Below are 26,555 nucleotides of genomic sequence, written 5' to 3' on the forward strand. Positions count from 1 at the left end.
AGTAATCTAATTAGGGCGCATCTAGCGCCCTTTATCTTAGTCGCTATTATCCCAAACTTGGGATCAGTGCAGGAATACCAGGTAACATTCCTACCGATGCCATTACAGCTGTTAACACAACAAACATAATACTTGGGATAACCCATCGGCTCATCTTACTTAAGCCTGAGCTACGTTCTTTACAGCCAACCAAACCAAGGTTGTCGAGCAACATAGTTAACGCCCAACCAAACGCTGGGTTAACCAATGCTGAAGAAAATACCACAATAGCCGCTGACTGAGTTGTTTTACCCTCACGGGTCATTTCCATTCCGGCTTCAAGCAACGGGATAAATACCCCCACTATTAATGCCACACAAAGCACGGGTTGCCATATTGCCAAATCCATAGGATAGCCCCATAAGGCAGCTATGATACAAAACAACGCAGTGAGTAGCGCGCCTGCAGGAATAGGTCGCTTTGCGATAGCTGCTGGTACTATATAAGTGCCCCAAGAAGAGGTGAAGTTTGCCCCACCTAACAGAGAACCAAAGGTTTGGCGGATAGACGCACTTGTCATGGTATCGTCAATGTTCATGTGTACTTTTTCAGTGCGCTCAGGGTAATTGATTTTTTGAAATACCTGATGACCTAAGAAATCAGGCGACCACATTGCTACCGCTAAAATAGCAAAAGGCAGTACCACGACAAAACTTTCTAATGTTGGTAAACCAAGCATCCAGCCAGTATTTTCGCCCCACCAATACATTGGATTCATGTTAGGTAGGCCCGGACCCGTTTGAAATTCAAACGGCGCGCCCATAGCAAAGGCAAGTGTTCCGCCTAGCAAGCAACTCAAAGGGACGGCTAACCAACGTTTACCCCAGTGTTCAAGTAATGCATACAATATTATCGTACAAAATATAACGATAAAGGCAATGTGTGCCATGCCTATTCCATCTGCCCAAGCGAACAATTTATTCACTTGTGAAATGGTACCGACAAAGCCAAGGTAGAGTAATAAGCCGCCGCAAACGCCTTTGCTGGTCAGGTTTGCCAGCATGCTTCCGCCTTTACTAATGGCTAAAATCAAACCCAAGGCACCAATGAGTAGTCCAAGCGCCATAGGATGTCCCCCTGCGGCCACCACAATAGGAATAAGTGGAATTAACGGGCCATGAGTACCTGCTAGGTTAGCTGTGGGTAATAAAAATCCTGAAAAAAGAATGATAAAGATTGAAACAATAAGTAATTCATAGCGGACGTTTTCTAATATAAAGCCTTGATCAAGCCCTAGGGAGCCGGCAAAGGTTGCTGCTATTGCGCCCACCATAACCACTTTACCAATAGTCGCTGCCATGGCTGGGATAGTATCTTCTATCTCAAAGCGGTAATCTCGAAAAGGTAAATTTGGTCGCCAGCGTTTGGGCGCCATTATTTGCAATTCGTGTTCTAAATACTCGTCTCGGCTATTAAATTCTGAAGTCGGCTTATGTTTTTGCTGGTAACTAAATTCATCCCCATTTAGCCCATTCTCATTTTGTTGAGAATCACCTTTTTGCTCATGTGAGGCTTTTGACGTATTGCCCATTATCATTCCTTTTGCTCACTTACTAAAAAAGCGTTATATCATTTAAGTTGACCATATTTTATCTCAACGCAGCATACGTAGCTAACAGCAAAGGCCACGTATGACTAAGCAATTAGTCTCGAATATTGCACATTAATGTTCAAAAAGTGAGCTTTTACTCTATTACTTCATTAGATGTTGCTTCATAGTGAAAAGGATAAATAGAAAATGATTAGGGAATAGGGCGGTGATAATGTTGCTTTGTAAATCTAAATAGTCATTCTAATCAGAATCTATCAGAACTAAATAGATTCGAACATTCTTAATATAAAACCGAACATAAAATAATTATTAGTCAAGGTGAAATTAATTAACGTACTGATAATAAAGTATAAAAATAAATTTATATGATTGGCATAGAACTTCCAATGAAATAGTAACGACTTAAATTATTTCTATTGAACATAAGTTCAATTTCGCCATTTTATGCAAGGAATTTATATGAAACACACGTTAGTCATTACCATACTCATCATTATGTTCAGTAATGGGGCAACAGCTGAAGAAGATAAGCGCTCTATTAATGAATCGACAACAAACATGATTGCCGCACTTCAGCAAAAGCAATGGATTCATGGTTCACAAGATTGTAAAAACAACCAAGACCCCGCAATAGAAGTCTTTCAATACGATGAATCAAGTTATGTACTACGTCAAAATAAGTGTCTGAGTTATGAAGCACCTTTTATTTATGTCTTAATTGGAAAGGAGAAGATACTTGTTGTTGATACTGGGGCAACCGAAAGCGCTGAAGAATTTCCACTGTATCAAACAGTACAATCTCTGAATCAAAAGCATTCCGACAACGGAAAAACCAAAGAGCGTGAGATAGTAGTTATTCACTCACATAGTCACAGTGATCATTATAGTGCTGATTCTCAATTTGTCGGTCAAGCCAATGTTACCGTAGTTGCAGCAAATAACACTGGAGTAAACGAGTTTTTTGATTTTGAAAAATGGCCTGAGCAGCAAACTAACTTTGAGCTTGGTGGACGCAGTATAACTATCATTCCAACCCCTGGTCACCAAGAAGAAGCTATTTCAGTGTATGACCCACAAACTAAGTGGCTGCTAACTGGAGATACATTCTATCCGGGTTATATCTATGTTAAAACGTGGCAAGACTACAAAAATAGTATCGCCCGTTTAGTGGAATTTACTAATAATCATAGCGTAAGCGCAATATTAGGATCGCATATTGAAATGACTAATAAGGCGGGTGAATATTATGAGATTGGTACGATATACCAACCCAATGAGTCTTCTTTGTTGTTAACGCCAAGTGATTTAACTGCTTTGAATGAAAAGCTACAGCAAGTAGATGAGCCAGAAAAAATAGCAATGGATAGTCTGATTGTTGAACCCTTGGGCGCTTTGCCAAAGCTGATCAGTAGTATTGCCAAATGGTTTATTGGATAATAGGTTTAGTTTGCTGAAGGCGTTTTTAGGCAAAAAAATTACTACTAACTTACAATAACTAAAACACTCAATGTTATTGTGAGTTAGCAGGTAATGAGGTCCTAAGTCGACCGCTGGATTTTTCTGTAAACCACATCGTTTCACATTTATTTCACTTACTTGTCGTTAAGCTAGCTCTATTGAAATTAAAGGAGCAAAACACATGCTTAAGAAAATAGCTATTACCTCAGTAACCTTAATTGTCCTGATAGCAGGTTCATTATTTGGTGCTAAAGCTTGGGTTAAAAGTTTATTACCCGAAAAAGCCCACTTTGTTGCGATAAAACAAACACAAGTAAGTGACTTACCCTACGTTACCCACGATATTCCAGCATACAGAGGTAAAATATTAGCCGTGGTTACTAGCGTTGATAAAATGGGGGAAGATCAAGACACCGGCTATGAACATACTGAACTAGCCCGTGCTTACTGGGTGTTTACTGCTAATGGTTTCAGTGTTGATATTGCTAGCCCAAAGGGAGGTAAACCGCCGGTAGTAATTGATGGAGAGGATATGGGCGCTTATGATTATGCTTTTTTAAATGACGATACTATTCAACAGAAAGTGGCAAACTCTATTGCACTGGCAGAGGTAAACCCGAACGATTATGAGGCGGTATATTTTGTTGGCGGAAAAGGCACTATGTTTGATTTTCCTGATAACCCTTATGTGCAAAATATTGCCAAAACACTGTATCAAAACAACAAAGTAGTCAGTGCTGTCTGTCATGGCCCTTCAGCTCTGGTAAACGTTGTATTAGACAATGGTGAAATGCTGCTTTCAAATAAGAAAGTCAGTGGCTTTACCAACAATGAAGAACTTTTTTTAATTCCAGACGCGAAACAAATTTTTCCTTTTTTACTTGAAGATAAATTGATTGAACAAGGCGCTCAATTTCAATCGGGTACAACCTATTTAGAGAAAGTCACACAAGATGGAAAATTAATCACGGGTCAAAACCCTTGGTCTGTATGGACGCTTGCCGAAAAAGTAGTGGCTGAACTAGGTTACCAACCTAAAACCAGAGAGCGTACTCCTGAAGAACATGCTATCGAACTTTTGATGACATATGATTCACACGGTTTTGATGCGGCTAAAGATGAACTAAAACAAAAGCCACACGCTTATCAACGTATTCTTATTGTGATGCACAGTATTTTAGCCTTTATGCAGTTCGAAATTAGTAAAGGTATTGACCTGCTAAGTCTGGCAAATCAACTAAAACAATTGCGTTAATGTTTATATAAATTTTCTTGCAGCCTAATAATCATCTTCGGCTTATTAAGCTGCTTGCTGTAAATCACTGAGTCAGCTCAGCTAGCATGATGTTATTCAATTGCATGTACCTCTCCACTTACTGGACAATGCTCGTCTGGATAACCACGATTTAAATCCTATACAGTGCAACTTTTTAATAACGATCTTTTGAATAATTATCACTTAATCCCCTCTGTTACTAGTATGTAATCAATTTGTTACAAGATTGTTTTTGTTATCATCGAAAAAATAATGAAAAATTTGTCATATTTGCATAAGATATAGCGATAAATAATATAAGGATCTACTATGAAAAAGAAATATTTGGCAGTTGTCATAGCCGCAAGTTTAGCGTTATCCGCCTGTATGGCAACCAGTTCTGACTCTGTTTCTGATACTGGTAAGAACGCGTCAACGCAGTCATCTGAAAATAGTGCCAATAAAGTCTTTAGCCAAAAGTACTTATTTAAAGAATTATCTAATGGTTTACGTGTACTGGTGGTAAAAACAGATTATCCAGATCTTGTTTCAGTGCAAATCCCGGTATCGGTAGGCTCTCGTGATGAAGATGAAGCAGGTAAAACCGGCTTTGCGCATTTCTTTGAACACATGATGTTTAAGGGATCTGATAAATTTCCGCAAGATGTTTACTCTGATTTATTTAAAAATGCCGGTGTTGATAACGGCGCGTACACGACCAACGATTACACCAACTATCATTTAGACTTTTCTAAAGATCACTTGGATAAAGTATTAGAGATCCAAGCGGATCACTTTAAAAACCTTACTTACACTGATGCTCAATTTAAAACGGAAGCATTAACGGTAAAAGGTGAATACTTAAAAAACAACGCTAGTCCAACGCGTAAGTTATTAGCGGCAGTACGTAAAGAAGCATTCGATACCCATACCTATAAACATACCACAATGGGCTTTTTTGAAGATGTTGAAGCAATGCCTAATCAAATTGCTTACGGTGAAAAATTCTTTAATCAGTTTTATAAACCAGAATATGTTTCTTTAGTGATTGTGGGTGATGTTGATCCACAAGCCACCATGGCGATGGTAGAAAAGCATTGGGGCAATTGGAAAAAAGGTGATTTTGTTAATGATATCGCTCAAGAGCCAAAGCAAGAAGAAGCCAAATATGTTCATGAAAAATTTGATGGCTTACCGGGGCATTGGTTATTAGTTTCTTATAAAGGCGCTGATTGGCAACCGAAGAAAAAGGATCGCGCCGCTTTAGATTTGATTTCTGAATTGTACTTTTCAAATAACTCAGCCTTATATCAAGAGTTAGTGGTAGATAAGCAGTTGGCAAGCCAAATGTTTAACTACAACCCAGAAACAAAAGATGCGGGTTTACGTCACGTATTTATTAAAGTGAATGATGAAAAAGATTTAGCCACTGTACGTGATGCGGTAAATCGCACTTATGCGCAAGTGCGTACTGAACTCGTTTCAACAGAAAAGCTTGATAACTTAAAATCTAATCTAAAATATAGCTTTGTGAATAGCTTAGATTCTTCAGAGTCTATTGCGGCAACACTTGCCAGTTATATGCACTTTGATCGCGATCCTGAAACGATTAACCATCTTTATAATAGTTTTGACAATATTTCGGCCGATGACATCAAACGTATCGCCAATCAATATTTTATTGATGAAAACCGTACCACGGTGACGTTATCAGCATTAGATAAAGTGGCTGGCTTTGACCAAGAAGTTGACTTAAATGGCGCGGTAGCAGCGATTGAATTGAAAAACTCTCAACCTAGCACTCCACAGTTTTCAGTATTGGATAATACCAATGACTCGCCGTTGATTGATGTTAACTTCCTGTTTTATACGGGTGCAGCAGCAGACCCTGTAGGTAAAAAGGGCGTGGCAGCATTGACCGCACGCATGTTAACCCAAGGTGGTTCACAAACGCGTAGCTATCAAGACATTAAGAAAGGTTTATATCCGATTGCCGGAAGCTTTTCGTCTCAGTTAGATAAAGAAATGATGTCATTTACTGGTCGTGTTCACAAAGACAATGCGACACAGTGGTATCAATTGATCAGTGATCAATTATTGAATCCGGGCTGGCGTGAAGATGACTTTAAGCGTCTGAAAAAAGAGTTAATCGATGGTATTAAGTCTGGGCTTAAATCTTCTAATGATGAAGAGTTAGGTAAAGAAGTGCTTTATAGCGAACTTTATCAGGGCCATGTTTATGAAAACTTTAACAGTGGTGATTTATCTGACTTAGCCGCAATCACCCTTGAAGATGTTAAAGCGTTCTACAGCGCACAACTTACACAAGCTAAATTACACTTGGGTATCACTGGCGCTATGCCGAGTGATTTAAAAGCACAGTTAATGACTGACTTAACGGCATTGCCTGTTGGGGATGAAAAGCGTTTAACTATTGCTAAGGCGCCTGTGCTAAAAGGTCATCATGCAACAATTGTTGAAAAGAATGCGCAATCAACAGCCGTTTCTTTTGGTTTCCCAATCGATACTATTCGCAGTGACAAAGACTGGGCAGCGCTTTGGTTAGTTCGCTCGTACTTTGGTGAGCATCGTAGTTCTAACAGCTACTTGTATCAGCAAATTCGTCAAGCGCGCGGTATGAACTATGGTGATTATTCTTATATTGAATATTTCCCACGTGGTATGTACCAAACTAAGCCGGATTCAAACTTAGGCCGTTCAAGCCAAATTTTCCAAGTTTGGTTACGTCCTTTACGTTCAAATAATGACGCGCATTTTGCTACACGTGCCGCTTTGTTTGAATTGGACAACTTGATTGAAAATGGCATGAGCGAAAAAGACTTTCAAGCAACACGTAATTACTTAACTAACTATGCTCCGCAATTAGTTGCTAGCCAAGATCAGCAATTAGGTTATGCCTTGGATAGTGAGTTTTATCAAACAGAAGAGTTTGTTAAGTACGTACGTGGCGAGTTTGCAAAACTAACGTTAGACGATGTGAACCGTGTTATTAAAGAAAACTTACAAACAGATGATATTCACTATGTTTTCATTTCGAGCGATGGTAAAGATATGCAGCAACGTTTGTTGTCTGAACAAGTATCACCGTTGAAATATAACAGTGAAAAACCTGCAGAGCTTTTAGCTACCGATAAAGTTATTGAAAGCTACAAGTTAACGCTGCCGGCGAAAAATGTCGAAGTGATTGCGGTAGATAAGGTGTTTAAGTAGTCTTAAGCATAATATTAATCGGATTAATAAAACACCACGCTTGACGTGGTGTTTTTATTTTTACTATTAAATAAAGTACGTCACCACGACTTCTGTAACTCGCTAAGCCGGCTTAGATAAATTAATCGACTGTAAATACAATGGGGGCATTCGTCAGTTTGTAGCGTTCGTCAGTGACGCTGGCATTGATAAACTTAATCCCTTTGCAGATGACTTCTCCATATCCTTCATGAATATGTCCGCAGATATGAACTTTGGGTTTTATTTCTTCAATCTTAGTTAATAGATTCTCACAACCGGTGTTTTCACCGCTATCAATTTTATCTAACAGGCCAAACGCAGGTCCGTGGGTAATGAGTACATCAACATCATTACTGATCAGATCCCATTTTTTTTGTATTTCTTTGCCGCGCGTTAAGTTAAAAGCCCAGTTTTGAAACCTTGGTTGCCATGGCGAGCCGTAAAACTTGTGCCCCGCTATTGTTATCGATTGATCTTCTAGATACACAGCATTGGTTAGGATGTTTAAGCTGGCTTCTTTTTGACGCTCAAAACACCAGTCGTGATTACCCGCGATAATGATTTTGTGTTGATGAGGTTGCTCACCTAACCACTCATTGAAATCCTTAAGTTCTGATAACTTTCCGTGCCTAGTAATATCTCCAGCATGAATGAGAACATCACCATCCGGGATTTCTAGATTGCTGTACATACCGTGAGTGTCCGAAATAGCAACACACTGTAGCTTTGTATTCATTGTTGTGAACCTTACATTTTGTACTTACTTAATAAGCACTTAATCGAAACAATTATCTGAAACAAGACAGGGCTAAGGTTAAAGCGCGCTGAAAGGTTTCGTATTTGTACCACTATTTAAACGAGTACATGGGCTGACTACATTTATAATATAAACAGACCCTTTTTGACAACATTAATGGTTATTTCAGATTATTTCAGGCTCTTTAAGGTTTTAGCAGGGGGCGTGTAACTTCGCTTTGACTGTTACTGTTGTCATCGCCATGTTATGCAAAGCGTCAAATGTGGGTTCTAAATAAAGTTGGAAACCGTTAAATAAAATCGGAAACTGGAATTATTACGTTTAAGAGCCGCAAATACCTTTCAAAAAATTTAATTAAACTTTGAAATAGCTAACTTCTAAAATATAACTCTAAGGGCAGTAGCCACAAACCTGACCTAATTCACTGGTCAAAATAACCCTGTTTTATGTTCACTTTGATACGAAAGCAGACCTTATTCGATTTCATAATAAGGATTTTTTCTGTCACATTCATACCATAATTATCTTGTGGAAAACTCGACTTTATGGCTACTTAGACAATAAAAACGATGATAAGCACTCGGTTACTTTACTCTTAAAATCATCTCTAATTCATTGTAGTATTATTAGTAATAAGTATGATTATTTGAATTTCATAAAAAATTCATTTTTAGGGATTGGTTTACTATACAAGTAGCCCTGTAATATGTCGCAACCTAAATCAGCTAAAATAGACTTTTGCTCTTGCGTTTCAACCCCTTCGGCTACTGTTTTAAGTTTCAAGCCTGATGCTAAGGAGATCGTATTTATAACTATCCAAGTATCTTCATCTGAAGATGAGAGTGAATCAATAAAGCTCTTATCTATCTTTAAGGTATCAACAGGTAATTTTTGCAAATAACTTAACGAGGAGTAACCAGTACCAAAATCATCAATTGAGATAGATACGCCTATTTCTTTTAAGTCATGTAATGTTTGTATTGTAGCTTCTATATTTTCCATCAATAGGCTTTCTGTTAATTCTAATTCGATATTATGGCCACTAATACCTGCGCTGTTAATTACTTGTAATACCTCTTCTTTAAACAGAGGGTCTTTAAGTTGCAGGGCAGAAACATTTACCGAGACAACTAATGACTTGTCGGAATGTGCTTGCCACTGCTTTATGAACAAACACGATTGCTCTAAAACAAACTTACCAATAGGAATAATAAGTCCAGAGCTTTCAGCGAGTGATATAAACTCTAATGGAGGAATATTGCCTAGCGTATGATGCTGCCAACGTATTAATGCTTCACATCCTATCAACTCATCTGTTTTCAAACTTTGCTTAGCTTGATAGTGCACTGTAAATTGGCCTTTTTTTAAACCTGTACGCATATCACTAATTAGTTGCAGCTCTCTTAATCTTTTCTGCTCTATATCGGGGTGATACATAGCATAATTATTTCTACCGGTATTTTTCACTTGATACATGGCATTGTCTGCCGAGCTTAATAAACTAGTAAAATTATTTCCGTGGTTTGGGTATAAAGCTATGCCAATGCTAGCGGTAATATCGATTGAGAAATTCTCATAAGACTTCTTGGTTGGAATTAATAATATAAGCTGTTTAGCAAGTCTCGTGACTTTATTTTTAATCTCCTCCTCATCATCACTATAATCAGTAATGATAATGAATTCATCCCCGCCAAGGATTGCTAAAAACATCCCTTTAGGGATAATAGTTAATAATTTTTGTGACATTTCATGTAAAAACTCATCACCCGCTAGATGTCCTTGTGTGTCATTGATATTTTTGAAATGATCCAAATCAATAAATAAAATGGCGAATTTTTTGTTGTTTAAAAGAGCATGAGAAATTCTTATTTCAATTTCTTTTCGGCATAACACTCGGTTGGGTAATTGGGTTTTCTCATCGTAATGCGCTAATTTTTCTAATTTTTCTTTGCTCTGATTAAGTTCTGTGATATCCAATACCGCACCAATTATACGACTAGCTTTACCATTTTCATCACGAAGAACTTGCCCCTTTTCTAATACCTCTCTAATTTCGCCAGAAGGCCTAATGACTCTATGTTTTATACTGTATGAGCTATCGTTATTTATCGCGTCGTTTACAGCATCAATAACAGCCTGCCTATCATCTGCATGTATGTAAAAAAGAAAGGCTTCATAAGTTGCCTTGAACTCTTGTGGCTTTACGCCAAATATTCGATAAGTTTCATCGGTCCAAGCCAAAGTTTCATTCGTAATATCCCAATCCCAGGTACCAACATGTGCTAACGATTGCGAAAACTCTAAACGTTCGTGTAATTTTTGCATTGTTGATGCGACTAATTCCTGTTCACTTAATAATCGAATAGAGCACACAGTAAATTTTTCGCCGGACTCTTCATAATGATTCAAATCGATACAAACAGGTATTTCATGATTTTTCTTATGAACAGCCCAAAGTCCAGAGCCTTGATTCATTGAACGTTTATTCGGTTTGTTTATAAAAGAATTTCTAAGGTTTACGTGCTTCTCTCTGGTGCGACTTGGTACCAAACATTCAATTGATTTACCGAGTAGTTCATCAGGTAAATAACCTAACAAATTAGTAATATTGTTATTTATCCATATAATCTCAGCTTTTTTATTAACAATAAGTACAGTGTCTGGTATTAAATTTAAAAGTTGGATTGAGGGGAATTGCATAATTTTTCCAAGTTCATAAAATTATTGTTAGTATTTCTTATATCAAGTAATCAATATTGGTAATTGTTATTTATTAATAACACTTTAACTATCACTATTTTTATCTTCTTTTTATACTAGTTGCATAAGATAAAAAAGGATAAATGAACTCAAAGTTAAAGTTGAGTCATACACATCAAGAGTATTTATTATATTACAAATATTTAAATTAGATAGAACTAATTTAGTAGCTACTAATGTAAAGATCAGGATTATTTGAAGTTCAAAATGAATATATTCATATAGCATCTCAAATATTTAAGTTTGCTTATGTTTCGAGATATAGTCAATTTTGAGTAATTACAGTTAATATATTTTAACGTTTTCGTAGCAATATTTAGTATTTCCGACGAAACTAAAAATGTCGGCTTATTAGCGAGCAGAAGTCATAAGGTAATCCTCAATGCTAACGTCCGCTTTATGTCTAGGAACTGTCGTTAGTGAAGCAAGCTCTACCTTCCGCAATGTGCACTATGATCTTGCCCCATAAAAATGGACACTAATTAAGAATATTTCCTTCAGCTTCAAAGTCCGAAGGGTTTTTATACTTTAGATAGCTGTGAAGCCTCCTTTTATTATAGAAGCATTCAATATAATCAAACACATCTATTTGCGCTTCTTGTCTTGTTCTGTAGTTGTACCGACGAATCCGTTCTCTTTTAAGTGACCCGAAAAAACTTTCTACAACAGCATTGTCATAGCAGTTTCCTCTAGCGCTCATGCTGCATAGGATGCCATTTTCGTTTAACATCTGCTGATAGTCATCGCTGATGTATTGAGATCCTCTATCAGAATGAATGATGAGGCCATCACTCGGATTTCTTGCTGCCACAGCCATGCCTAACGCGTTCATTGCAATGTGACGGCCCATGTTTTTATCCATTGACCACCCAATAATTTTACGTGAGTACAAGTCCATTACGACGGCTAAATAAACAAAACCTTGTTTCGTTTGTATATAAGTTATGTCTGATGACCAAACTTGATTTACCGCCTTTGAAACAAAGTTTTGGTGTAGCAAATTTGGCGCAGGCTCAACGTATGGATTAGACTTAGCTGAACGTCTAAATACACGCTTAGGACGGCCTTTTAATTGCAAAACACGCATTAACCTAGCCACTCTGTTTTTACCACAAGCTTGCCCGTCAGCGTTAAGCGCAGCCCTGATTCTTGGAGCTCCATATACACATCTGCTTTGCTCAAATACTTTTGATATCTGCTCTGTTAACTGAATATTCTCTTGCTTGGTTTTACATAGTGGCCGACTTAGCCAGGCGTAATAACCACTACGTGAAATATCCAATAGAGCACACATCATTTTTACGGGATAACTGTTGCGGTGCCGCTTAATACAACAAAACTTTAACCGGACTCCTTGGCGAAGAACACCACCGCATCTTTTAAAAAATCACGCTCTTTTTTTACTTTAGCCAGCTCTTGCTTCAACTTAGTTAATTCATTATTGCTAGTTTGTTTATTCCCTTTGAAAGCATCATCACCTTTCAAGCGAAACTCATCACGCCAACGACTTAGTTGCCTAAAACTGATCCCGAGTTCTTCGCAAACACTATTAGCAGTAACACCGTCTTCAGAAGCTTTGAGTAACGCCATACGTTTAAACTCAGCAGGGTATCTTTGATAACTTTTGGATTTTGTCATGAAACACCTCCTGTTGTATCTCTACAACAATTATAGTGTGTCCACGAAAATGGGGTAAGACTAGTATGCAGACTTACCGTGTGTTACTAAAAAGCTATAGAATAATCGGGCATTGTCACTGGACTTTTTGAAAAATTGAACGTTTTATTCACTACTCTTTAGTCTTGTACATGGCTTTATCGGCTGTAGCTATTAATGTATCTATCGTGGTGCCATCATCAGGGAATATTGCGATACCAATACTACAATTGATTTCAATGTTTATACCATTAACAATCAATTCTGTTTTTAATTCTTGGGTTAGAGTTTCAATCATTATAGAAACATCATTTTTATTAGAAATACTTTCAAATAAAATAACAAATTCATCTCCTCCAAATCTGGCGACTGTATCTGAATTTCGAATAGATTTTTTAAGACGTAAAGCTATTTCCATTAAAACCTGATCACCAAAAAGATGACCTTTTGTATCGTTAATGAGTTTGAATTTATCTACATCAATAAAAACCAAAGCAAATTTATAATTATTACGTTTAGACTGTGTAATTAAATGTGTCAGCCGGTCGAGCAAAAGATAACGATTTGGGACTTTTGTTAGTTGGTCATAATGTGCGAGGTGTTCAAGTCGTTCGGTTTCTTTTTTCCGTTTTGTGATATCTCTATTTATACCTAAGGCACCCACCATCTGATAATTTTCACCATATATAGGTACACACATGGATTCAATCCAGCCAATGTGTCCATCTTTGTGTAACATCCTAATTTCACCAGTCCATTTCCCCTGATTTTCTACCGCTGATATAACTTCTGAAGTGATATGTTCAGTATCACCGGGAACATGCAGCATATTAACAGGTTGCCCAATAGCCTGTTCTTTGGAATAGCCATAAAGTGTTTCTGAGCCTTTATTCCAATCAATAATGAAGCCTTGTAGATCAGTTACTACTATCGCATCAAACACGTAATCGAAAGCTTTCGCTCGTTGCTTAAGTATATCTACATTCATGATTTATTAAATTATTTTGCAAGTAACTTATCCTAAAGATTGGTCTGAGTAAGTCCTACATGAGCTAAAGTTATATTCTGGTCAAATCGGATACTTAATAATATATAAATTTACACAATATTGAGGGTATGGCAAGTCATTATCAACAAACTGACATTTCTATGTTAAATATGAAACGTATGGTTAAGGATGATTTGTTAGCGTTAACTGATAAATTACCGCTTTGTGTGGCTTAGTTCACATTCAGACTGAACGACTCATTTACAAAAGTCTTCATCAAAAGACTCATATTTTTATTTATGGGGGAACGTCCGCTATCAGGACGCTGTTAACGTAATGTGGTTGTTCAGCCATATCCGCTGTAGATCAAAACATACAAAAACTTTCAGTATAAATTTCCAAATACTAACTTCTCCTCCGTGGCATGACCTGAACTGTGTTGATGATTGCTCTACTTCCGCTTATGGCTATCAGTTGACCTAAAGAACAGCCAACGTCAGCAATGCGCAGAAGACGTTAACATAGTTATTTCATAATGTGTTTCGAATGATTATTAAGGTTCACTTATACCAGTTGAAGTCAGGTTCCAACTTTATTTGGAGTGTTTTTTGGTACTTTTTTAATAAATAAAACTTACTGCCACATTTGTTTCTATCTTTATTCACAAAAGCACATTTTTGCTCAACGGCATAAGTAGGCTTGCATGGGATTTTTGTTTCGATCTTTATTTAGCTTCTACATCAAACTCACGTTAACTATGAATTCAGTAAACAGAGTAGGGCTGAGGGAGCCCACAGTGAGTCTTATTGCGTTGGGTTGATGTAGTGTTTTTCAGCGAAATTTTCAGCTAGAAAAATTTGTAAATCAGCCAGTTGTTTGTCTGAGAACCATTTTTTGTGTGCTTGATAATAGTCTTTAGTTTTATAAACCTTGGCTAATATGTCATTAATATCGTTAATAACACGTTGGCCCAATGGGCTATTTGAACAGTTGAAATGGGCAATGAGATAAGGAGGCGCTCCAGCAATAGTATATTGTTCTATCAGCTGCTCTTGGGCTTCATTTGGGGTTATATCCACGGGTAAGGCAAGTACAAAGTCGACGCGTGATTTATATAACATGGACGATAGTGCGACAACACGCTTATTGCCGCCACGGTAATAGATGTTTTCGGGTTTTATTTTGTGTATTTGCTGGTCAAGAAAATTACCAAAGGAAACATCCTGTGCAAGACCTATGGTTTTTTCAGGTAATAACTTAAATACCTTAGGCAGATCTTTAATTTCTCCCTCAGCATTAAATAATTGTTTTGGTAACGCTGATTTTGGATCAAAGCGGTAAAGTTTATGAGTTAGGTAAAAGCTTTGAGGATCTGAAAAGAGCGAATATTCCCTACGCTTTGGTGTACTTGCTCTATTGGCTACACAGGCATTTTCCTTTGTCTGCAGTACTCGATTCATGCGACTTGCGGTCACTCGCTCTATTTTAATATTGTATTGGGTTAATTGCTGAATAATTAAATTTTCAATATAAGAAGCAGTTGATGTTTCCGCAGAGGTTTTAGCTAATAGATCTATGTTTTCAAGTTTGTCTTCGACTAGCCAAATTATTTTTTTCTTGCTGCCTTGTTCATGCACATGATCACTTTGCGCAGGAGCGCTAAACAGTGTGCCAATAAAAAGTGCAAGACTAATGAAGGAGCTTATCATTGGTGACGGTGAAAGTAGATTCAAGGGAAAACGTCTGTTGAGTGTGACTTCTGTCTATTTTAACCGTATTTTATTTATTAACCTAGCTTCGTTAGGTTTAAAGTGACTCTTTATCGGAATTTTATGCGTAATGTTTATGGGGAATTTTCGCTGTTGTGTAAGCCTTAATTTACTCAGTTTTTTCAAGGGTAAGTTAACTGATTGTTACTGTGGTTAAAGTTCCTTGAATTGCTGCTCAAAGAGTATCTACCTTTGTTCATCATCCCTGATGAACAAAAATGAACACTGTCATTTTTTGTAGTCATTTTGCATTCATCGCAGCAATTAGTGTCTATTTTATGGTGTCGATAATAATAATTTCACAATCTGTAGTTGCTCTCAATCGTATTGAACTTGATTGACTGATTTCGGCACCATCACCTTTGTTCATCGTTATATTTGCGGAGCTGTCCTCAACTTTGAACATACCATCAGAGGCTAATATGTAAGCTTGATGTCTAATGTCTTGCTCAATCAGAGTACCTTTAGCTAATTTACCACCATAGATGCGTGCTTCTTGGTTGATAAAAAGGGCTTTATCCTTATCTTCTGGATAACCTGATGCTAATAAAGTAAGTACAGCTGCCTGCTTAGTGGGGAACTTTTTGCTTTCCCAACGAGGCGTCACGTCATTTTTATTGGTTTCAAGCCAAATTTGATAAAAGGTTAACGGATCTTTGGTGCGGTTATATTCTGAATGCACAATACCTTTTCCGGCACTCATCACTTGCACTTCACCTGTTTTAGTTATGCCTTTATTACCCGTACTATCTTGATGGGTAATTTCACCTGAACGAATAAAACTAATAATTTCCATATTTCGGTGTGGGTGCGAAGGAAAGCCCATACCTGGCTCAACCCAGTCATCATTGATTACACGTAACTTTCCAAAACCCATGCGGGTAGGATTATAGTAATTAGCAAAACTAAAGTGATGCTTAGATTTGAGCCAACCGTGATTAGCGCCACCAAGACTTTTATAGGGATAATGTTTGATCATAATAGAAAGCTCTCCAATAAATTGTTGTTCGTCGTTTGAGCCATCTTTATGCTCTACGTTTATCTTAAAAAATAGTCTATTCAATCATCAGATTGTGATTGAAACTTGATGAACAAATATTAATTGTTTACATTATGAGAATAAACATTAGTTAACTGAAAACATAGTTAACCAAATGGAAACAATCTTTCTTGATCATTTTGGAGATGATATGGGACAACTTGAAGATATGTATATTTTTCTGCGTGTTGTTGAAACGGGCAGTATTACCAAAGCAGCAGAACAGATGAATATCGCTAAGTCTGCGGTAAGTAAGCGCTTATCTTTGTTAGAGCAAAAACTGGGTATTAAGTTAATCAATCGTACCACTCGAAAGTCCAGTATTACCGAAGCAGGTCAGCGTTATTACCAACGCAGTAAACTTATTATTGATGAAGTGGATGAATTAAACAGCCAAACTTCTAGCAGTAAAAGAGCATTAGAGGGCACACTAAATATTGCGGTGCCGTTATCGTTTGGGCTGACTCACTTGGCACCGGCACTTGATTTGTTTTTGCAGCAGCATAGCGATTTAAAGTTAAACATTAATTTCTCCGATCAAAAAATAGATATTGTTGAGCAGGGCGTCGATTTAGCTTTTCGCATTGGCCAGTTAGATAATTCGAGCTTGCAAGCTCGAAAAATTGCGCCGATAAAACATGTGTTATGTGCGAGTCCTGAGTACTTAAAATTACAGGGAGAGCCAAAAACGCCAAATGATTTGAAAAACCATAAAGTGATTAAATATGGCAATTTAGACCAAGGCGGTCTGAAATTATTGAATAAAGAGGGTGAAGAACATATTGTGCATTTTGAGCCGCATATTATTGCCAATAATGGCGATTTTCTTAAGTCATTGGCGGAATCAAATCACGGTATCACCTATTTACCTAGTTTCATTGTCTGGCAGTCTTTAGCCACTAAAAAACTTGTTCCAGTATTAGCAGATTATAAAATAGAAAGTATGCATGCCTACGCTGTTTACCCGCCGAACAGACACTTACCGCTTAAAGTGCGTAGTTTGATCGATTTTTTGGTTGAACGCTTTGGTAACGATCCTTATTGGGATCAGTATTGAGTTAACTAAGGTGTTTTGTTTGCATTAAAGCCGTTTAATGGATGCTTAAAACAGGTATTTTCATCAATTCTCTTTTTAATACACTTTTTGCTATTTCTGGAGAAACTTCATAAAACTCATTAACGTATTGTTCAGCATCGAAATGTTTTCTTAACTGTTTTTTAATCTGGCATGGATTATTGCAAGGCAAAGAAAAATACAATTTATAATCACCAGGACCTTTCGCCGAAAGTGATTTTGCATACTCTTCAGTATCATCAGAAGTGCAACCAATTTTAATCACATTTGAGAAAATTGAATGGGTCATTATATAAACATTACCAAAAGCAACGTTGTCAGGATTTATGCGCTGTTGTGAATTATCAATACTCATAAGTAAGCTCTCATTGACGAATAAAAGGTAAAGCTTTATGCGTCTTTTTTTTAGTAGTTAAGTCTCTTCTTAATAGTGCTACTTTAGCGTGTGAGCGGCTTGAAGTTATTGATCTTCTCTTGTTTTATATCTCTTGATTAACTATTCGTACGGGGAGTTGATACGGATCAATGAACATTCATAAAAGTGCTAGTTAAGGTGTCAGTTAAGTAGAGGGTATTTGAGTTATTAATGTTCATGCAGTGCTTAATGACACTTCTTAGTAATCCCATAGTAGGCTAGCTGGCACTACCAAAAGGAATGTCGATGAAATCTAGTATTTGAGATATGATTAAAATAAAATTATTAAAGCAGAAATTTATGTCACTTCCACCATGCCCCCAATGTAATTCCAAATTTATTTACCAAGATCAAAGCCTGTTGATCTGCCCTGAGTGTGCACATGAATGGAATCCATCAGAACAGCTTGCTGAAATAGAACTTTTTACCGTTAAAGACTTCAATGGAACTCTGTTGAATGAAGGCGACAAAGTTACTATGATTAAAGACCTTAAAATTAAAAGTAGCTCTCAAGTACTTAAAGTGGGTACTAAAGCTGTTATCAGGAGAATAGTAGAAGGTAAAGATCATCAACTCGACTGTAAAGTAGATGGAGCAGGTGAAATGATGGTTACCGCCAAGTTTGTGAAAAAAGCTTAAGTAAGCAAGGCAGAATAAGAATTTAAAGCTGAACTAAGTACCTGTAATGGTTTGCTTAGTTCAGGGTCGCACCACCATTGGTGCCAGCCATTGCCAGCCATTACCAGCCATTACCAGCCATAAATAGCTATTATGAGTCAGTGTTGTTATAAAGTGTTACATCATAGTTTTAGTGGTTAAAAACTATATGGCGTCTTTCGCTAGCAATAATAAGTCTCTGCTTTTAACAATATTTAAAGCATTTTCATTGGTATCAATTAGCTCAATACGGCTATCTTTTGAATCAGTAACTTTGTTGCAGCTAAAATCGCTCCCTGCCTTATTGAAGGCGTAACTCCCTTGTTCGGTAAGTATCACACCTTTTGCACGCGAAGCCTTTAATGCGGTTATGAATGCGAATAATTGTTTATAGTTAAATTGGTACTTGTCGGAAAAAATCCAACCTTTACTGAAATAACCCTCACCATGATTATTGAGTTCAATAAATCCCTCTTGTGCTAGTCTTGTTTGTAGCGCTTGGCTCTGCTCACGCTCTTTTTTATAACCGAGTTCAATCGTATGTGAACTCTCGTGTAAAGAGGGGACCGCAATACCAATCATTGGTTTAGTTACTATTACTGTTTTAGGTTGTTGCGCTAACCAACTAGGGGCAATGTTACCGTGCTGCATTAAGTGTAATGGCTTATCTGTTAGCTCATTTTCGGCAATAAATAGCGCTAAGTTTTCTTCATCTTTTGCTGAGTAGGTGTCTGCTTTTGCCGCTAAGATGGTGTCTGCCACGTTGAGTTGCTGAACAAATGATGGATGCTCTGTATAGCGCTTATCGATAAGATTTCGAGCATCGACTAAACAGAGTATTGACTGCAGTGATATTGTTTCTTGAAATTTTCCCTTGGTTAATACTTCAACCACTTCTTTTGGGTGACCTAAACCTGTCGGCTCTATAAGTAGTCTGTCAGGTTTGGCTTTAGTAATGAGTTGGTTTAACGCGACTTGCATAGGCACACCAGAGGCACAGCACATACAACCACCAGGTACTTCACGAATAAATACCCCTTGTTCATTACTGCTACCAGCGAGTAATGCAGAATCTATCCCTATTTCGCCAAATTCATTAACAAGCACAGCCCAGTTTTCATTGTTGGGTTTATTGGCAAGTAATTGCAATATTGCTGTCGTTTTTCCTACCCCTAAAAAACCGGTAATGAGGGTAGTAGGGATAGCTGAAATTTTTGACGATATCTGGCTGAACATGAAATGTTACTCGGCTTAAGGCAAAGGTTGATGAGAAAATAGTACTGTGGGTGGTCAGGTAGCTTAAATACTATCACAAGCTTATCATTTCTTAATCTAGTGTTTATTGGGCTTATCTTAATAACGTTATTATTTGAGCGGGCGACATGACGATTATACTTCCGATAATGAATAAAATAATTAGCTGTCCTAACTTCTAGGACTTGGTGCTTAAGTTATACTTCACCGTGCCGATACTCTTATATATGTTTTAATAAATGCTTTGATAAATAGAGATAGATATTATGGACTCATCAATTAAACCCAATGCTACCTTTAGCCAAGATGTTCGATCTTTAGCAAAAGCGCAGGATAAAAAAGAAAATGGACCCATGGGTCAACAAGTATCGGATCTTGCCCATGAGAAAAAAATAGGGGAAGTACAAGAGCCTATTTCTGTCAGTAATAAAAAACAACTTAATGCTGCAATTATAGAGTCGACATTGAAATTTAGTAACACAGTCGGTGATCAACCGCTGTCACTGTTGTTAAAAACCGCCTTACAGGGAATCAACGAAGCGCTTAAAGAACGCGGGGTTGAAAGTAGCGTTGAAGATGCTTATGAGTCAGGCATTGATTTTAGTCCCGAAGCAACTGCGGAGCGTATTGTTTCGTTTAGCACTCAGTTATTGGGCTCTTATCGAGAGCAGCACCCGGAAATGGATGCAGAAGAATCGTTAGCGAGTTTTGTTGATATTATTGGTGGCGGTATTGAGCAAGGTTTTAGCGAAGCCAAAGATATACTTGGTAGTTTAAAAGTATTAGAGGGAGATATTGCTACTAATATTGATAAAACCTATGAATTAGTGCAACAAGGATTACAGTCTTTCGTTGATTCTTTTAGTCAGACAGAAGAAGAGTAACCCCTAGATAATTTCGTGGAATTAGCAAGGGTACTCTTGTTAATTGATAAGCTGAATCTACGCCATTGTACTCTGATTCAGTATCCTCCCAAGGGCTAGTTTCGATGCTTTATGTTATGTTATTGGTTTCGGGAAGGACACGGCACGAATACAGCTTATTAGAGAATGCAGACGTAATTATATTGAGCATATTTTCCTCAATAACCACTCTATTCAATCAATGCCTTGTCTTGATGTCTTTCTAATTCCTGCTGAATCCTGCATTTTAAAGTAATTTGAATATATAATAACGCTCTATTTTTTGGGCGAAAAAGAGCAAAAAACTCAACTCAAGCAGTCAACTATCTATGATCTTGATCTTGATCTGTAGTTAAATACTTCTTTAGTCACGCTCAATTCTGCATCTTGCAGTAGTTTAGGTATATAATGATGCCCCCTCTTGAAAAGACTTGTGTTAAATCAGGCCTGAATCTTATTGAAGAGAGGTTTCGTTGTAAAAAACGAAGACGTAACACTTACTGGATTTTACCAGATAAACACTAGAATTAAGCCCGAGTAGTATGGCATGAAGGTATTAGAAAAAGATTATCAGATTAACAGCGTCCGTAAGGCTATTGACGCTGGAGCTAACTCCATTATTGCATTACCTACGGGGGGCGGTAAGAGTATCTGTATACTTAAATTGTGCCAAGCAATGCCGGACAAGAAAGTCGTCATTAGTTTACGTAATGCGGCATTGGTTCCTCAATTATTGCACACCCTCACTATTAATGGCTTGTCTGTTAGTGTTGTTAAGTCAGGTTATAAGTATATAGCTGGCGGTGATGTTACTTTGGTAATGGAGCAGTCATTTGGCAGAAGAAAACACCTAAACATACAGTGCGATGTGCTTTTACGTGATGAGTATCATGTGGGATGCATGGGCGGCGTTTATATCGCGATGCGTGAAGAGTTATCTCCTGACTTAATTATAGGCCTAACTGCCACGCCCATTGATAGATTAGGCGTTTATATTGATAAGTCGATGCAATTGATTGAAGAAACGACTACTAAGATGCTGATTGAAGCGGGTGAATTAGCCAAGCCGGTTTACAAAGTACCTAGTCTATCTCAAGAGATAGATTACAGTGCTGTCAAAATGTATCGAGGTGACTTTAGTGTCTCTGGTTTAGATAATATATTACTGGAACATTGCTCTTTAGTGGCACAACAGACCGTTGATGATGCACTATCTCATGGTCGTAAAGTAATGCTGTTTGCTAACTCTATTAATCATGTAGAGTCACTGTCTGAGGCTTTTGATTTACTTGGTATTGAACATGAGCGTGTTCATTCTCAGCGTTCGTCTGATGAAAATGATGAAAGCATCCGTAGATATAAGTCAAACGAAGTTAGGCTAATAATCAATATGTCTATGCTAACGATTGGCTTTGATGATCCCACCACTGATTGCGTTGTTTTAGCTAGACCGACCAAGATATTAAGATTGTACTTGCAGATTATCGGCAGGTGTTTGCGTGCGTCAAAGGGCAAGACTAGTGCATTAATACTCGATTTAGCACAATGTATTTCTACCCATGGTTTTGCTGAGGATCTTAGAGATTTTACTCGTAAAACTTCGAAATCTGCAGCGATAATGGCTGAACGATTGAGCGTAACCAATATAGGTCAATTTGTTGATGGCGAGTTCACCTACAATGAATCAATCGAGCGTAAGGTTGTCAAGAAAAGAGCACCTGTTATTCGCAGAAAACCTCGGGATGGGTTGGTTGCCAGCAAGGAACTTGTTGATAGAGCAGCAAGTAATAGAGCAGCAGCGTTACTCAGGTTAAACCCTAGAATGGAAAAACTGGTCAGCACTATCGAATTGGTTAATATCGTGTATGAACAGCAAGACGAAAGTAGCAAAATGCTTGATGAAGTAGCTATGGTTAAGTTAGTTGCCCTGATAGGGTTTGCTTATAGTGATGCATTAGTTGATAGCTGCACTGCATTAGTTGAAGGATTACACGCCCAAAACCAATCTATTAGAGGTTTACCGCTCAGAGTTAGCAACTTGATAACCTCAATTGCTATGCAAGATTTAGGTGTCAAAGAAGTAGTAACCAAGTCTTAAAATATATAGCTGAATAAAATAAAGGCTTTTCACAAGTTGATTCACAGGAGAGGCATTTAATCCGATGGGTATAATGCCTGTTTTGTGCAGGCTTGCGCTTCGACATTAGGTGAGCCAGAGTAAAAGTTAGTCAAAGATCCTTCACGCGAATAATTCAACCAATACACACCCACAGAAAAGCCTATGTTACTCCGTTGACATTACTTGTAACAAGTTTCGCTTTAAATTACTGCTAAATTGATTATGATGAAATATCGACTCATCATGATTAATCCGATTGGTATAACCACTATGTCACTATTCCGTAATATCAAGCTCAAGATAAAGTTAGCCCGAAAAACGTTATCCATAATAGCCTGTTGTACACTTGTTCCTTTTGTTGCAAATAGCAATGAAACGTTACTGGCCAGCCTTAGTCAATTTAATGAAAATATCACGGCTAAATTACACTTTGCTGATAGCGGAATACCTTGGGGAATGGCGTGGTTACCTAATGGTGATTTATTAATTACCCTGCGTGACGGCGAATTAAAGAGGCTAAAAAAAGGACAAAGCATTGCTGACACAATTTCCGACTTGCCAGAGATAGCGGTTGGCAGCCAAGGTGGTTTACTTGATATCGCAGTACATCCAGATTATGCCAACAATGGTTGGATATATTTTTCTTACGCAAAAGAAGATAACAAAGGTAATAAAAGCACGGCGATAATGCGAGCTAAACTCAATGACAAGATGCTAACCGACCAAGAAGATATTTATGTCGCTCAAGCTTATGGTAGAAAAGGTGTTCATTTTGGTAGTCGGTTAGTTTTTGATAACCAAGGGTATTTGTATTTCTCTATTGGTGACCGAGGTCAAAGAGATGTCAACCCTCAAGACATTACACGCGATGCAGGCAAGGTTTATCGATTACATGATGATGGCCGTATACCTGATGACAATCCCTTTGTTAATAATGATAAAGCTAAAAAGGCTATCTATTCCTATGGTCACCGTAATCCTCAAGGTATGGTTAAACACCCAATAACTGGCGATATTTGGACTCATGAACATGGTCCACGTGGTGGTGATGAAGTTAATCTTATCGGCAAAGGTAAAAACTACGGTTGGCCAATCATTAGTTATGGTATTAACTACTCAGGTACTGAGATTACCGACTTAACTCAAAAGAAAGGCATGGAACAACCGTTATGGTATTGGGATCCTTCGATAGCACCTTCAGGTATGGCATTTGTAACCAGTGATAAATATCCTCATTGGCAGGGTAATATACTGGTAGGCTCATTAAAGTTTGGCCAGATAGTTATGGTTACTTTAGCAGGAAATAAAGCTGTTAAGGCGGAAGTCGTTAAAGATGAACTTACACGAGTACGCAACATTAAGCAGGGACCAGACGGCTATGTTTATGTTGCGGTGGATGGCCAAGGGATTTATAAATTAATACCGAAGCTTTAATTAGTTTTTCACGATATAAATCAGCTGTTTATCTATAAAACCTTATGTTGATCAGTATTTAGGTATTATTTATCAATCACTTGGCAGGATCAGTTTTTTTGCCATTTCTTTTGCCATTAATGCTGATTTTTTCATGCCCCTGGTGTGCGCCATCACGATAGCCCCTTCAATCAATAAGTCAATTTGATCTGCTTTACTTTCATTTCCAGCAGGTAACTTAGTTTTAATAAGTTCTACAACCTGTTGTTTGTGTTTTTGTGAGAATAAAAAGATTGGATGTTGGGCGTCAGAATATTCGGCACTGGCATTAATAAAATTACAGCCGTAAAAAGTATCGCTATTAAACCACTCGTGCAACGCATCGAATATAGCGAATATGCCAAGAGAACTCTCTTTTTCTAGATCGTCTATCTTAGACGATAGCATCGATAATACTTGGTGATGTCGTTGCTCTAATACGGCAAGTATCAATTCATCTTTACTGCGAAAATGTTTATACAAGGTGGCTTTTGATACCTTGGCTTGAGACAAAATTAAATCAATACCGGTCGCGTGATATCCCTGCTGATTGAATAATGTTAACGCCGTATCGATCAGGTGTTGTCTTCTTGGTTGCATGTGATTTCATCATTGCTTTTGTAGTTATTGTTAAATTATACCAATTTTTCGCTTGACGTAAACAGTTCTGTTCACCTATGCTTATGTACAGATCTGTTCACCTAGTGTGAATTTTAATTAATCATACCAAAGAAAGGCCATTATTTATGTGCAAGACCACAACTGACTCCAATGCTAATATCGCGACCACTAATACGTTAGGTATTCATCATCTGGGACTTACTGTGCCAGATATTAAGCAAACATCTACTTTCTTCATTGAACAGATGAATTTTCATCACGTTGGTGGACAAGAAGAATATCCGTCAATTTTTATTTCTGATGGCACTGTGATGTTGACACTATGGCAAGTTAACGACTCAGAAAATTCAGTTGAATTCGACCGTAAAAACAATATTGGTTTACATCACTTTGCACTTAAGGTGGCTAATATTGAGCACTTACAATATTTACATCAGCAATTTGCTACGCTTGATAATGTTGATATTGAATTTGCACCGGAGCCATTAGGACAATCACCTTTTCAGCACATGATGTGTGTTATTCCAGGTGGTATTAGACTTGAATTAATTAGTGCCTAAGGAACAGTAATGGACAATGAAATAGTCTCTAGTTGGCACCAAGGTGAGTTAGCTGTTCAGCAACGAGCAGGCACTGATGAACGTATGGCAGAAATTGGCCCTAAATTTATTCGTGAATTTATGCCACAACAACACCGTGATTTTTTTCAGTCACTGTCGATGATATTTGTAGGTTATACCGATCATTGTTCAAACGCTTATGCCAGTGTTTTATTTGGTGCGCCAGGATTTATTCAATCACCGACTGAAACTGAATTAGTGATTAATACTCAAAGCACTATAGGCGATTTTATCATTGAGGATCTAAGGGAAGGTGACCATATTGGGCTAGTAGGGATTGAATTTGATACTAAAAGACGTAACCGTATTAATGGTGTTATTACTGATATCAATCAAAAAAATATTAAGGTTAAGGTGTTACAAAGCTACGGTAATTGCCCAAAATATATTCAACCAAAAGAGTTTGCTCCGAATAGATCTTATAGTGAATTTACCACTGTGAGCCTCGATCAACTTAGTCAAAAATATAGAGAGATAATCTCTAGCGCAGATACTTTCTTTATTGCTAGTAGTTTTGATGATGGACAGAAATTTAGGAACCGAGGTGTTGATGTTTCTCACCGAGGAGGTGAAGTTGGCTTTGTTTCGATTAATGCAGCCGGACAATTATTGGTTGATGATTATGTGGGTAATGGTTTTTTTAATACTTTAGGTAATCTACTTGAAAACCCTATCGCGAGCTTATTATTCTGTGATTGGCAGACAGGGCATGTTTTGAAGATCGCTGTATCAAGTGAAATCTTATGGCATGATGAGCAGCAAGATAGCGTGGTGTTAGCTGCTGGAAAGGTAAAGCGCTCGTTATGTTTTACGCCAATAAAAATAGAGCAATTCAATAATGGCTTAGCTTATATCCAACAATTTTAAGCATTAGATAATGAATGACGTTAAAGCTTGATATGAACACTTCACCCT

The 26,555-nt window shown here is 37.6% G+C and carries 20 protein-coding genes; 10 read left to right on the forward strand and 10 right to left on the reverse strand.

Going from position 1 to position 26,555, the window contains the following annotated elements:
• Positions 1 to 46: 46 nt before the first annotated feature.
• A complete protein-coding gene (locus tag CPS_RS05715; protein WP_011042120.1) occupies positions 47 to 1,570 on the reverse strand; it encodes a DUF3360 family protein in 1,524 nt (507 codons plus the stop codon).
• A gap of 480 nt (positions 1,571 to 2,050) precedes the next feature.
• Here CPS_RS05715 and CPS_RS05720 point away from each other — a divergent pair, with 480 nt between their 5' ends.
• The 3 genes from CPS_RS05720 to CPS_RS05730 all read left to right on the forward strand — a co-directional run bounded on the left by CPS_RS05720 (position 2,051) and on the right by CPS_RS05730 (position 7,535).
• Positions 2,051 to 3,028, forward strand: a complete 978-nt coding sequence (locus tag CPS_RS05720) for an MBL fold metallo-hydrolase (protein ID WP_011042121.1) — start codon at positions 2,051 to 2,053, stop codon at positions 3,026 to 3,028.
• Positions 3,029 to 3,230: 202 nt separating this feature from the next.
• Positions 3,231 to 4,304, forward strand: a complete 1,074-nt coding sequence (locus CPS_RS05725; RefSeq protein ID WP_011042122.1) for a type 1 glutamine amidotransferase domain-containing protein — start codon at positions 3,231 to 3,233, stop codon at positions 4,302 to 4,304.
• Between the two features lie 330 nt (positions 4,305 to 4,634).
• Positions 4,635 to 7,535 (forward strand): M16 family metallopeptidase, encoded by a 2,901-nt coding sequence (locus tag CPS_RS05730; RefSeq protein WP_011042123.1) that lies wholly within the window; start codon positions 4,635 to 4,637, stop codon positions 7,533 to 7,535.
• 121 nt (positions 7,536 to 7,656) lie between these two features.
• On the opposite strand, the gene CPS_RS05735 is transcribed toward CPS_RS05730, so the two are convergent.
• The 6 genes from CPS_RS05735 to CPS_RS05765 form a co-directional block, all read right to left on the reverse strand.
• Positions 7,657 to 8,292, reverse strand: a complete 636-nt coding sequence (locus CPS_RS05735) for a metallophosphatase domain-containing protein (RefSeq protein ID WP_011042124.1) — start codon at positions 8,290 to 8,292, stop codon at positions 7,657 to 7,659.
• 663 nt (positions 8,293 to 8,955) lie between these two features.
• Complete coding sequence (locus CPS_RS05740) at positions 8,956 to 11,013, reverse strand: putative bifunctional diguanylate cyclase/phosphodiesterase (protein ID WP_011042125.1); 2,058 nt, start codon at positions 11,011 to 11,013, stop codon at positions 8,956 to 8,958.
• A gap of 538 nt (positions 11,014 to 11,551) precedes the next feature.
• Positions 11,552 to 12,711 (reverse strand): IS3-like element ISCps2 family transposase gene (locus CPS_RS05745; RefSeq protein WP_085961188.1). Its coding sequence is split into 2 segments (ribosomal slippage): positions 11,552 to 12,456 and positions 12,456 to 12,711, totalling 1,161 coding nucleotides; the frame shifts between segments, so codons are not numbered across the junction.
• A gap of 151 nt (positions 12,712 to 12,862) precedes the next feature.
• Complete coding sequence (locus tag CPS_RS05755) at positions 12,863 to 13,717, reverse strand: sensor domain-containing diguanylate cyclase (RefSeq protein WP_011042128.1); 855 nt, start codon at positions 13,715 to 13,717, stop codon at positions 12,863 to 12,865.
• An 803-nt stretch (positions 13,718 to 14,520) separates the two neighbouring features.
• Positions 14,521 to 15,450 carry a transporter substrate-binding domain-containing protein gene (locus CPS_RS05760; protein ID WP_011042131.1) on the reverse strand — a complete coding sequence of 310 codons (930 nt, stop codon included), beginning with the start codon at positions 15,448 to 15,450 and terminating at the stop codon, positions 14,521 to 14,523.
• Between the two features lie 307 nt (positions 15,451 to 15,757).
• The gene (locus CPS_RS05765; RefSeq protein ID WP_011042132.1) at positions 15,758 to 16,465 is read right to left on the reverse strand and encodes a pirin family protein; all 708 of its coding nucleotides are present in this window, start codon (positions 16,463 to 16,465) and stop codon (positions 15,758 to 15,760) included.
• 175 nt (positions 16,466 to 16,640) lie between these two features.
• On the opposite strand from CPS_RS05765, the gene CPS_RS05770 reads away from it, so the two are divergent.
• Positions 16,641 to 17,582 carry a LysR family transcriptional regulator gene (locus CPS_RS05770; RefSeq protein WP_238383593.1) on the forward strand — a complete coding sequence of 314 codons (942 nt, stop codon included), beginning with the start codon at positions 16,641 to 16,643 and terminating at the stop codon, positions 17,580 to 17,582.
• Positions 17,583 to 17,616: 34 nt separating this feature from the next.
• On the opposite strand, the gene CPS_RS05775 is transcribed toward CPS_RS05770, so the two are convergent.
• The gene (locus tag CPS_RS05775) at positions 17,617 to 17,955 is read right to left on the reverse strand and encodes a GIY-YIG nuclease family protein (RefSeq protein ID WP_011042134.1); all 339 of its coding nucleotides are present in this window, start codon (positions 17,953 to 17,955) and stop codon (positions 17,617 to 17,619) included.
• Positions 17,956 to 18,315: 360 nt separating this feature from the next.
• Here CPS_RS05775 and CPS_RS05780 point away from each other — a divergent pair, with 360 nt between their 5' ends.
• Complete coding sequence (locus CPS_RS05780) at positions 18,316 to 18,654, forward strand: zinc ribbon domain-containing protein YjdM (protein ID WP_011042135.1); 339 nt, start codon at positions 18,316 to 18,318, stop codon at positions 18,652 to 18,654.
• Positions 18,655 to 18,837: 183 nt separating this feature from the next.
• Here CPS_RS05780 and CPS_RS05785 read toward each other — a convergent pair whose 3' ends face one another.
• Positions 18,838 to 19,908, reverse strand: a complete 1,071-nt coding sequence (locus tag CPS_RS05785; protein WP_011042137.1) for a CobW family GTP-binding protein — start codon at positions 19,906 to 19,908, stop codon at positions 18,838 to 18,840.
• A gap of 284 nt (positions 19,909 to 20,192) precedes the next feature.
• Between CPS_RS05785 and CPS_RS05790 the strand changes: the two genes are divergently transcribed.
• The 3 genes from CPS_RS05790 to CPS_RS05800 all read left to right on the forward strand — a co-directional run bounded on the left by CPS_RS05790 (position 20,193) and on the right by CPS_RS05800 (position 24,381).
• Positions 20,193 to 20,810 carry a DUF5610 domain-containing protein gene (locus tag CPS_RS05790; protein WP_011042138.1) on the forward strand — a complete coding sequence of 206 codons (618 nt, stop codon included), beginning with the start codon at positions 20,193 to 20,195 and terminating at the stop codon, positions 20,808 to 20,810.
• A gap of 565 nt (positions 20,811 to 21,375) precedes the next feature.
• Positions 21,376 to 22,926 (forward strand): DEAD/DEAH box helicase, encoded by a 1,551-nt coding sequence (locus CPS_RS05795; protein ID WP_011042139.1) that lies wholly within the window; start codon positions 21,376 to 21,378, stop codon positions 22,924 to 22,926.
• Between the two features lie 264 nt (positions 22,927 to 23,190).
• Positions 23,191 to 24,381, forward strand: coding sequence for a PQQ-dependent sugar dehydrogenase (locus CPS_RS05800; protein WP_202944302.1), 1,191 nt, complete (start codon positions 23,191 to 23,193; stop codon positions 24,379 to 24,381).
• A gap of 72 nt (positions 24,382 to 24,453) precedes the next feature.
• Here the strand turns inward: CPS_RS05800 and CPS_RS05805 are convergent, their stop codons facing one another.
• Positions 24,454 to 24,999, reverse strand: a complete 546-nt coding sequence (locus tag CPS_RS05805; RefSeq protein WP_011042142.1) for a TetR/AcrR family transcriptional regulator — start codon at positions 24,997 to 24,999, stop codon at positions 24,454 to 24,456.
• Positions 25,000 to 25,145: 146 nt separating this feature from the next.
• Between CPS_RS05805 and CPS_RS05810 the strand changes: the two genes are divergently transcribed.
• Positions 25,146 to 25,580, forward strand: a complete 435-nt coding sequence (locus CPS_RS05810; RefSeq protein WP_011042143.1) for a VOC family protein — start codon at positions 25,146 to 25,148, stop codon at positions 25,578 to 25,580.
• Between the two features lie 9 nt (positions 25,581 to 25,589).
• Complete coding sequence (locus CPS_RS05815; RefSeq protein ID WP_011042144.1) at positions 25,590 to 26,507, forward strand: pyridoxamine 5'-phosphate oxidase family protein; 918 nt, start codon at positions 25,590 to 25,592, stop codon at positions 26,505 to 26,507.
• The last annotated feature ends 48 nt before the right edge of the window (positions 26,508 to 26,555 follow it).

The organism is Colwellia psychrerythraea 34H, from assembly GCF_000012325.1.
Lineage (GTDB): Bacteria > Pseudomonadota > Gammaproteobacteria > Enterobacterales > Alteromonadaceae > Colwellia > Colwellia psychrerythraea_A.

Bases quoted from the DNA above. Each gene is read 5' to 3' on its own strand.
- CPS_RS05715 (WP_011042120.1), bottom strand. From the start codon at position 1,570: ATGGGCAATACGTCAAAAGCCTCACATGAGCAAAAAGGTGATTCTCAA.
- CPS_RS05720 (WP_011042121.1), top strand. From the start codon at position 2,051: ATGAAACACACGTTAGTCATTACCATACTCATCATTATGTTCAGTAAT.
- CPS_RS05725 (WP_011042122.1), top strand. From the start codon at position 3,231: ATGCTTAAGAAAATAGCTATTACCTCAGTAACCTTAATTGTCCTGATA.
- CPS_RS05730 (WP_011042123.1), top strand. From the start codon at position 4,635: ATGAAAAAGAAATATTTGGCAGTTGTCATAGCCGCAAGTTTAGCGTTA.
- CPS_RS05735 (WP_011042124.1), bottom strand. From the start codon at position 8,292: ATGAATACAAAGCTACAGTGTGTTGCTATTTCGGACACTCACGGTATG.
- CPS_RS05740 (WP_011042125.1), bottom strand. From the start codon at position 11,013: ATGCAATTCCCCTCAATCCAACTTTTAAATTTAATACCAGACACTGTA.
- CPS_RS05755 (WP_011042128.1), bottom strand. From the start codon at position 13,717: ATGAATGTAGATATACTTAAGCAACGAGCGAAAGCTTTCGATTACGTG.
- CPS_RS05765 (WP_011042132.1), bottom strand. From the start codon at position 16,465: ATGATCAAACATTATCCCTATAAAAGTCTTGGTGGCGCTAATCACGGT.
- CPS_RS05770 (WP_238383593.1), top strand. From the start codon at position 16,641: ATGGAAACAATCTTTCTTGATCATTTTGGAGATGATATGGGACAACTT.
- CPS_RS05775 (WP_011042134.1), bottom strand. From the start codon at position 17,955: ATGAGTATTGATAATTCACAACAGCGCATAAATCCTGACAACGTTGCT.
- CPS_RS05780 (WP_011042135.1), top strand. From the start codon at position 18,316: ATGTCACTTCCACCATGCCCCCAATGTAATTCCAAATTTATTTACCAA.
- CPS_RS05785 (WP_011042137.1), bottom strand. From the start codon at position 19,908: ATGTTCAGCCAGATATCGTCAAAAATTTCAGCTATCCCTACTACCCTC.
- CPS_RS05790 (WP_011042138.1), top strand. From the start codon at position 20,193: ATGGACTCATCAATTAAACCCAATGCTACCTTTAGCCAAGATGTTCGA.
- CPS_RS05795 (WP_011042139.1), top strand. From the start codon at position 21,376: ATGAAGGTATTAGAAAAAGATTATCAGATTAACAGCGTCCGTAAGGCT.
- CPS_RS05800 (WP_202944302.1), top strand. From the start codon at position 23,191: ATGATTAATCCGATTGGTATAACCACTATGTCACTATTCCGTAATATC.
- CPS_RS05805 (WP_011042142.1), bottom strand. From the start codon at position 24,999: ATGCAACCAAGAAGACAACACCTGATCGATACGGCGTTAACATTATTC.
- CPS_RS05810 (WP_011042143.1), top strand. From the start codon at position 25,146: ATGTGCAAGACCACAACTGACTCCAATGCTAATATCGCGACCACTAAT.
- CPS_RS05815 (WP_011042144.1), top strand. From the start codon at position 25,590: ATGGACAATGAAATAGTCTCTAGTTGGCACCAAGGTGAGTTAGCTGTT.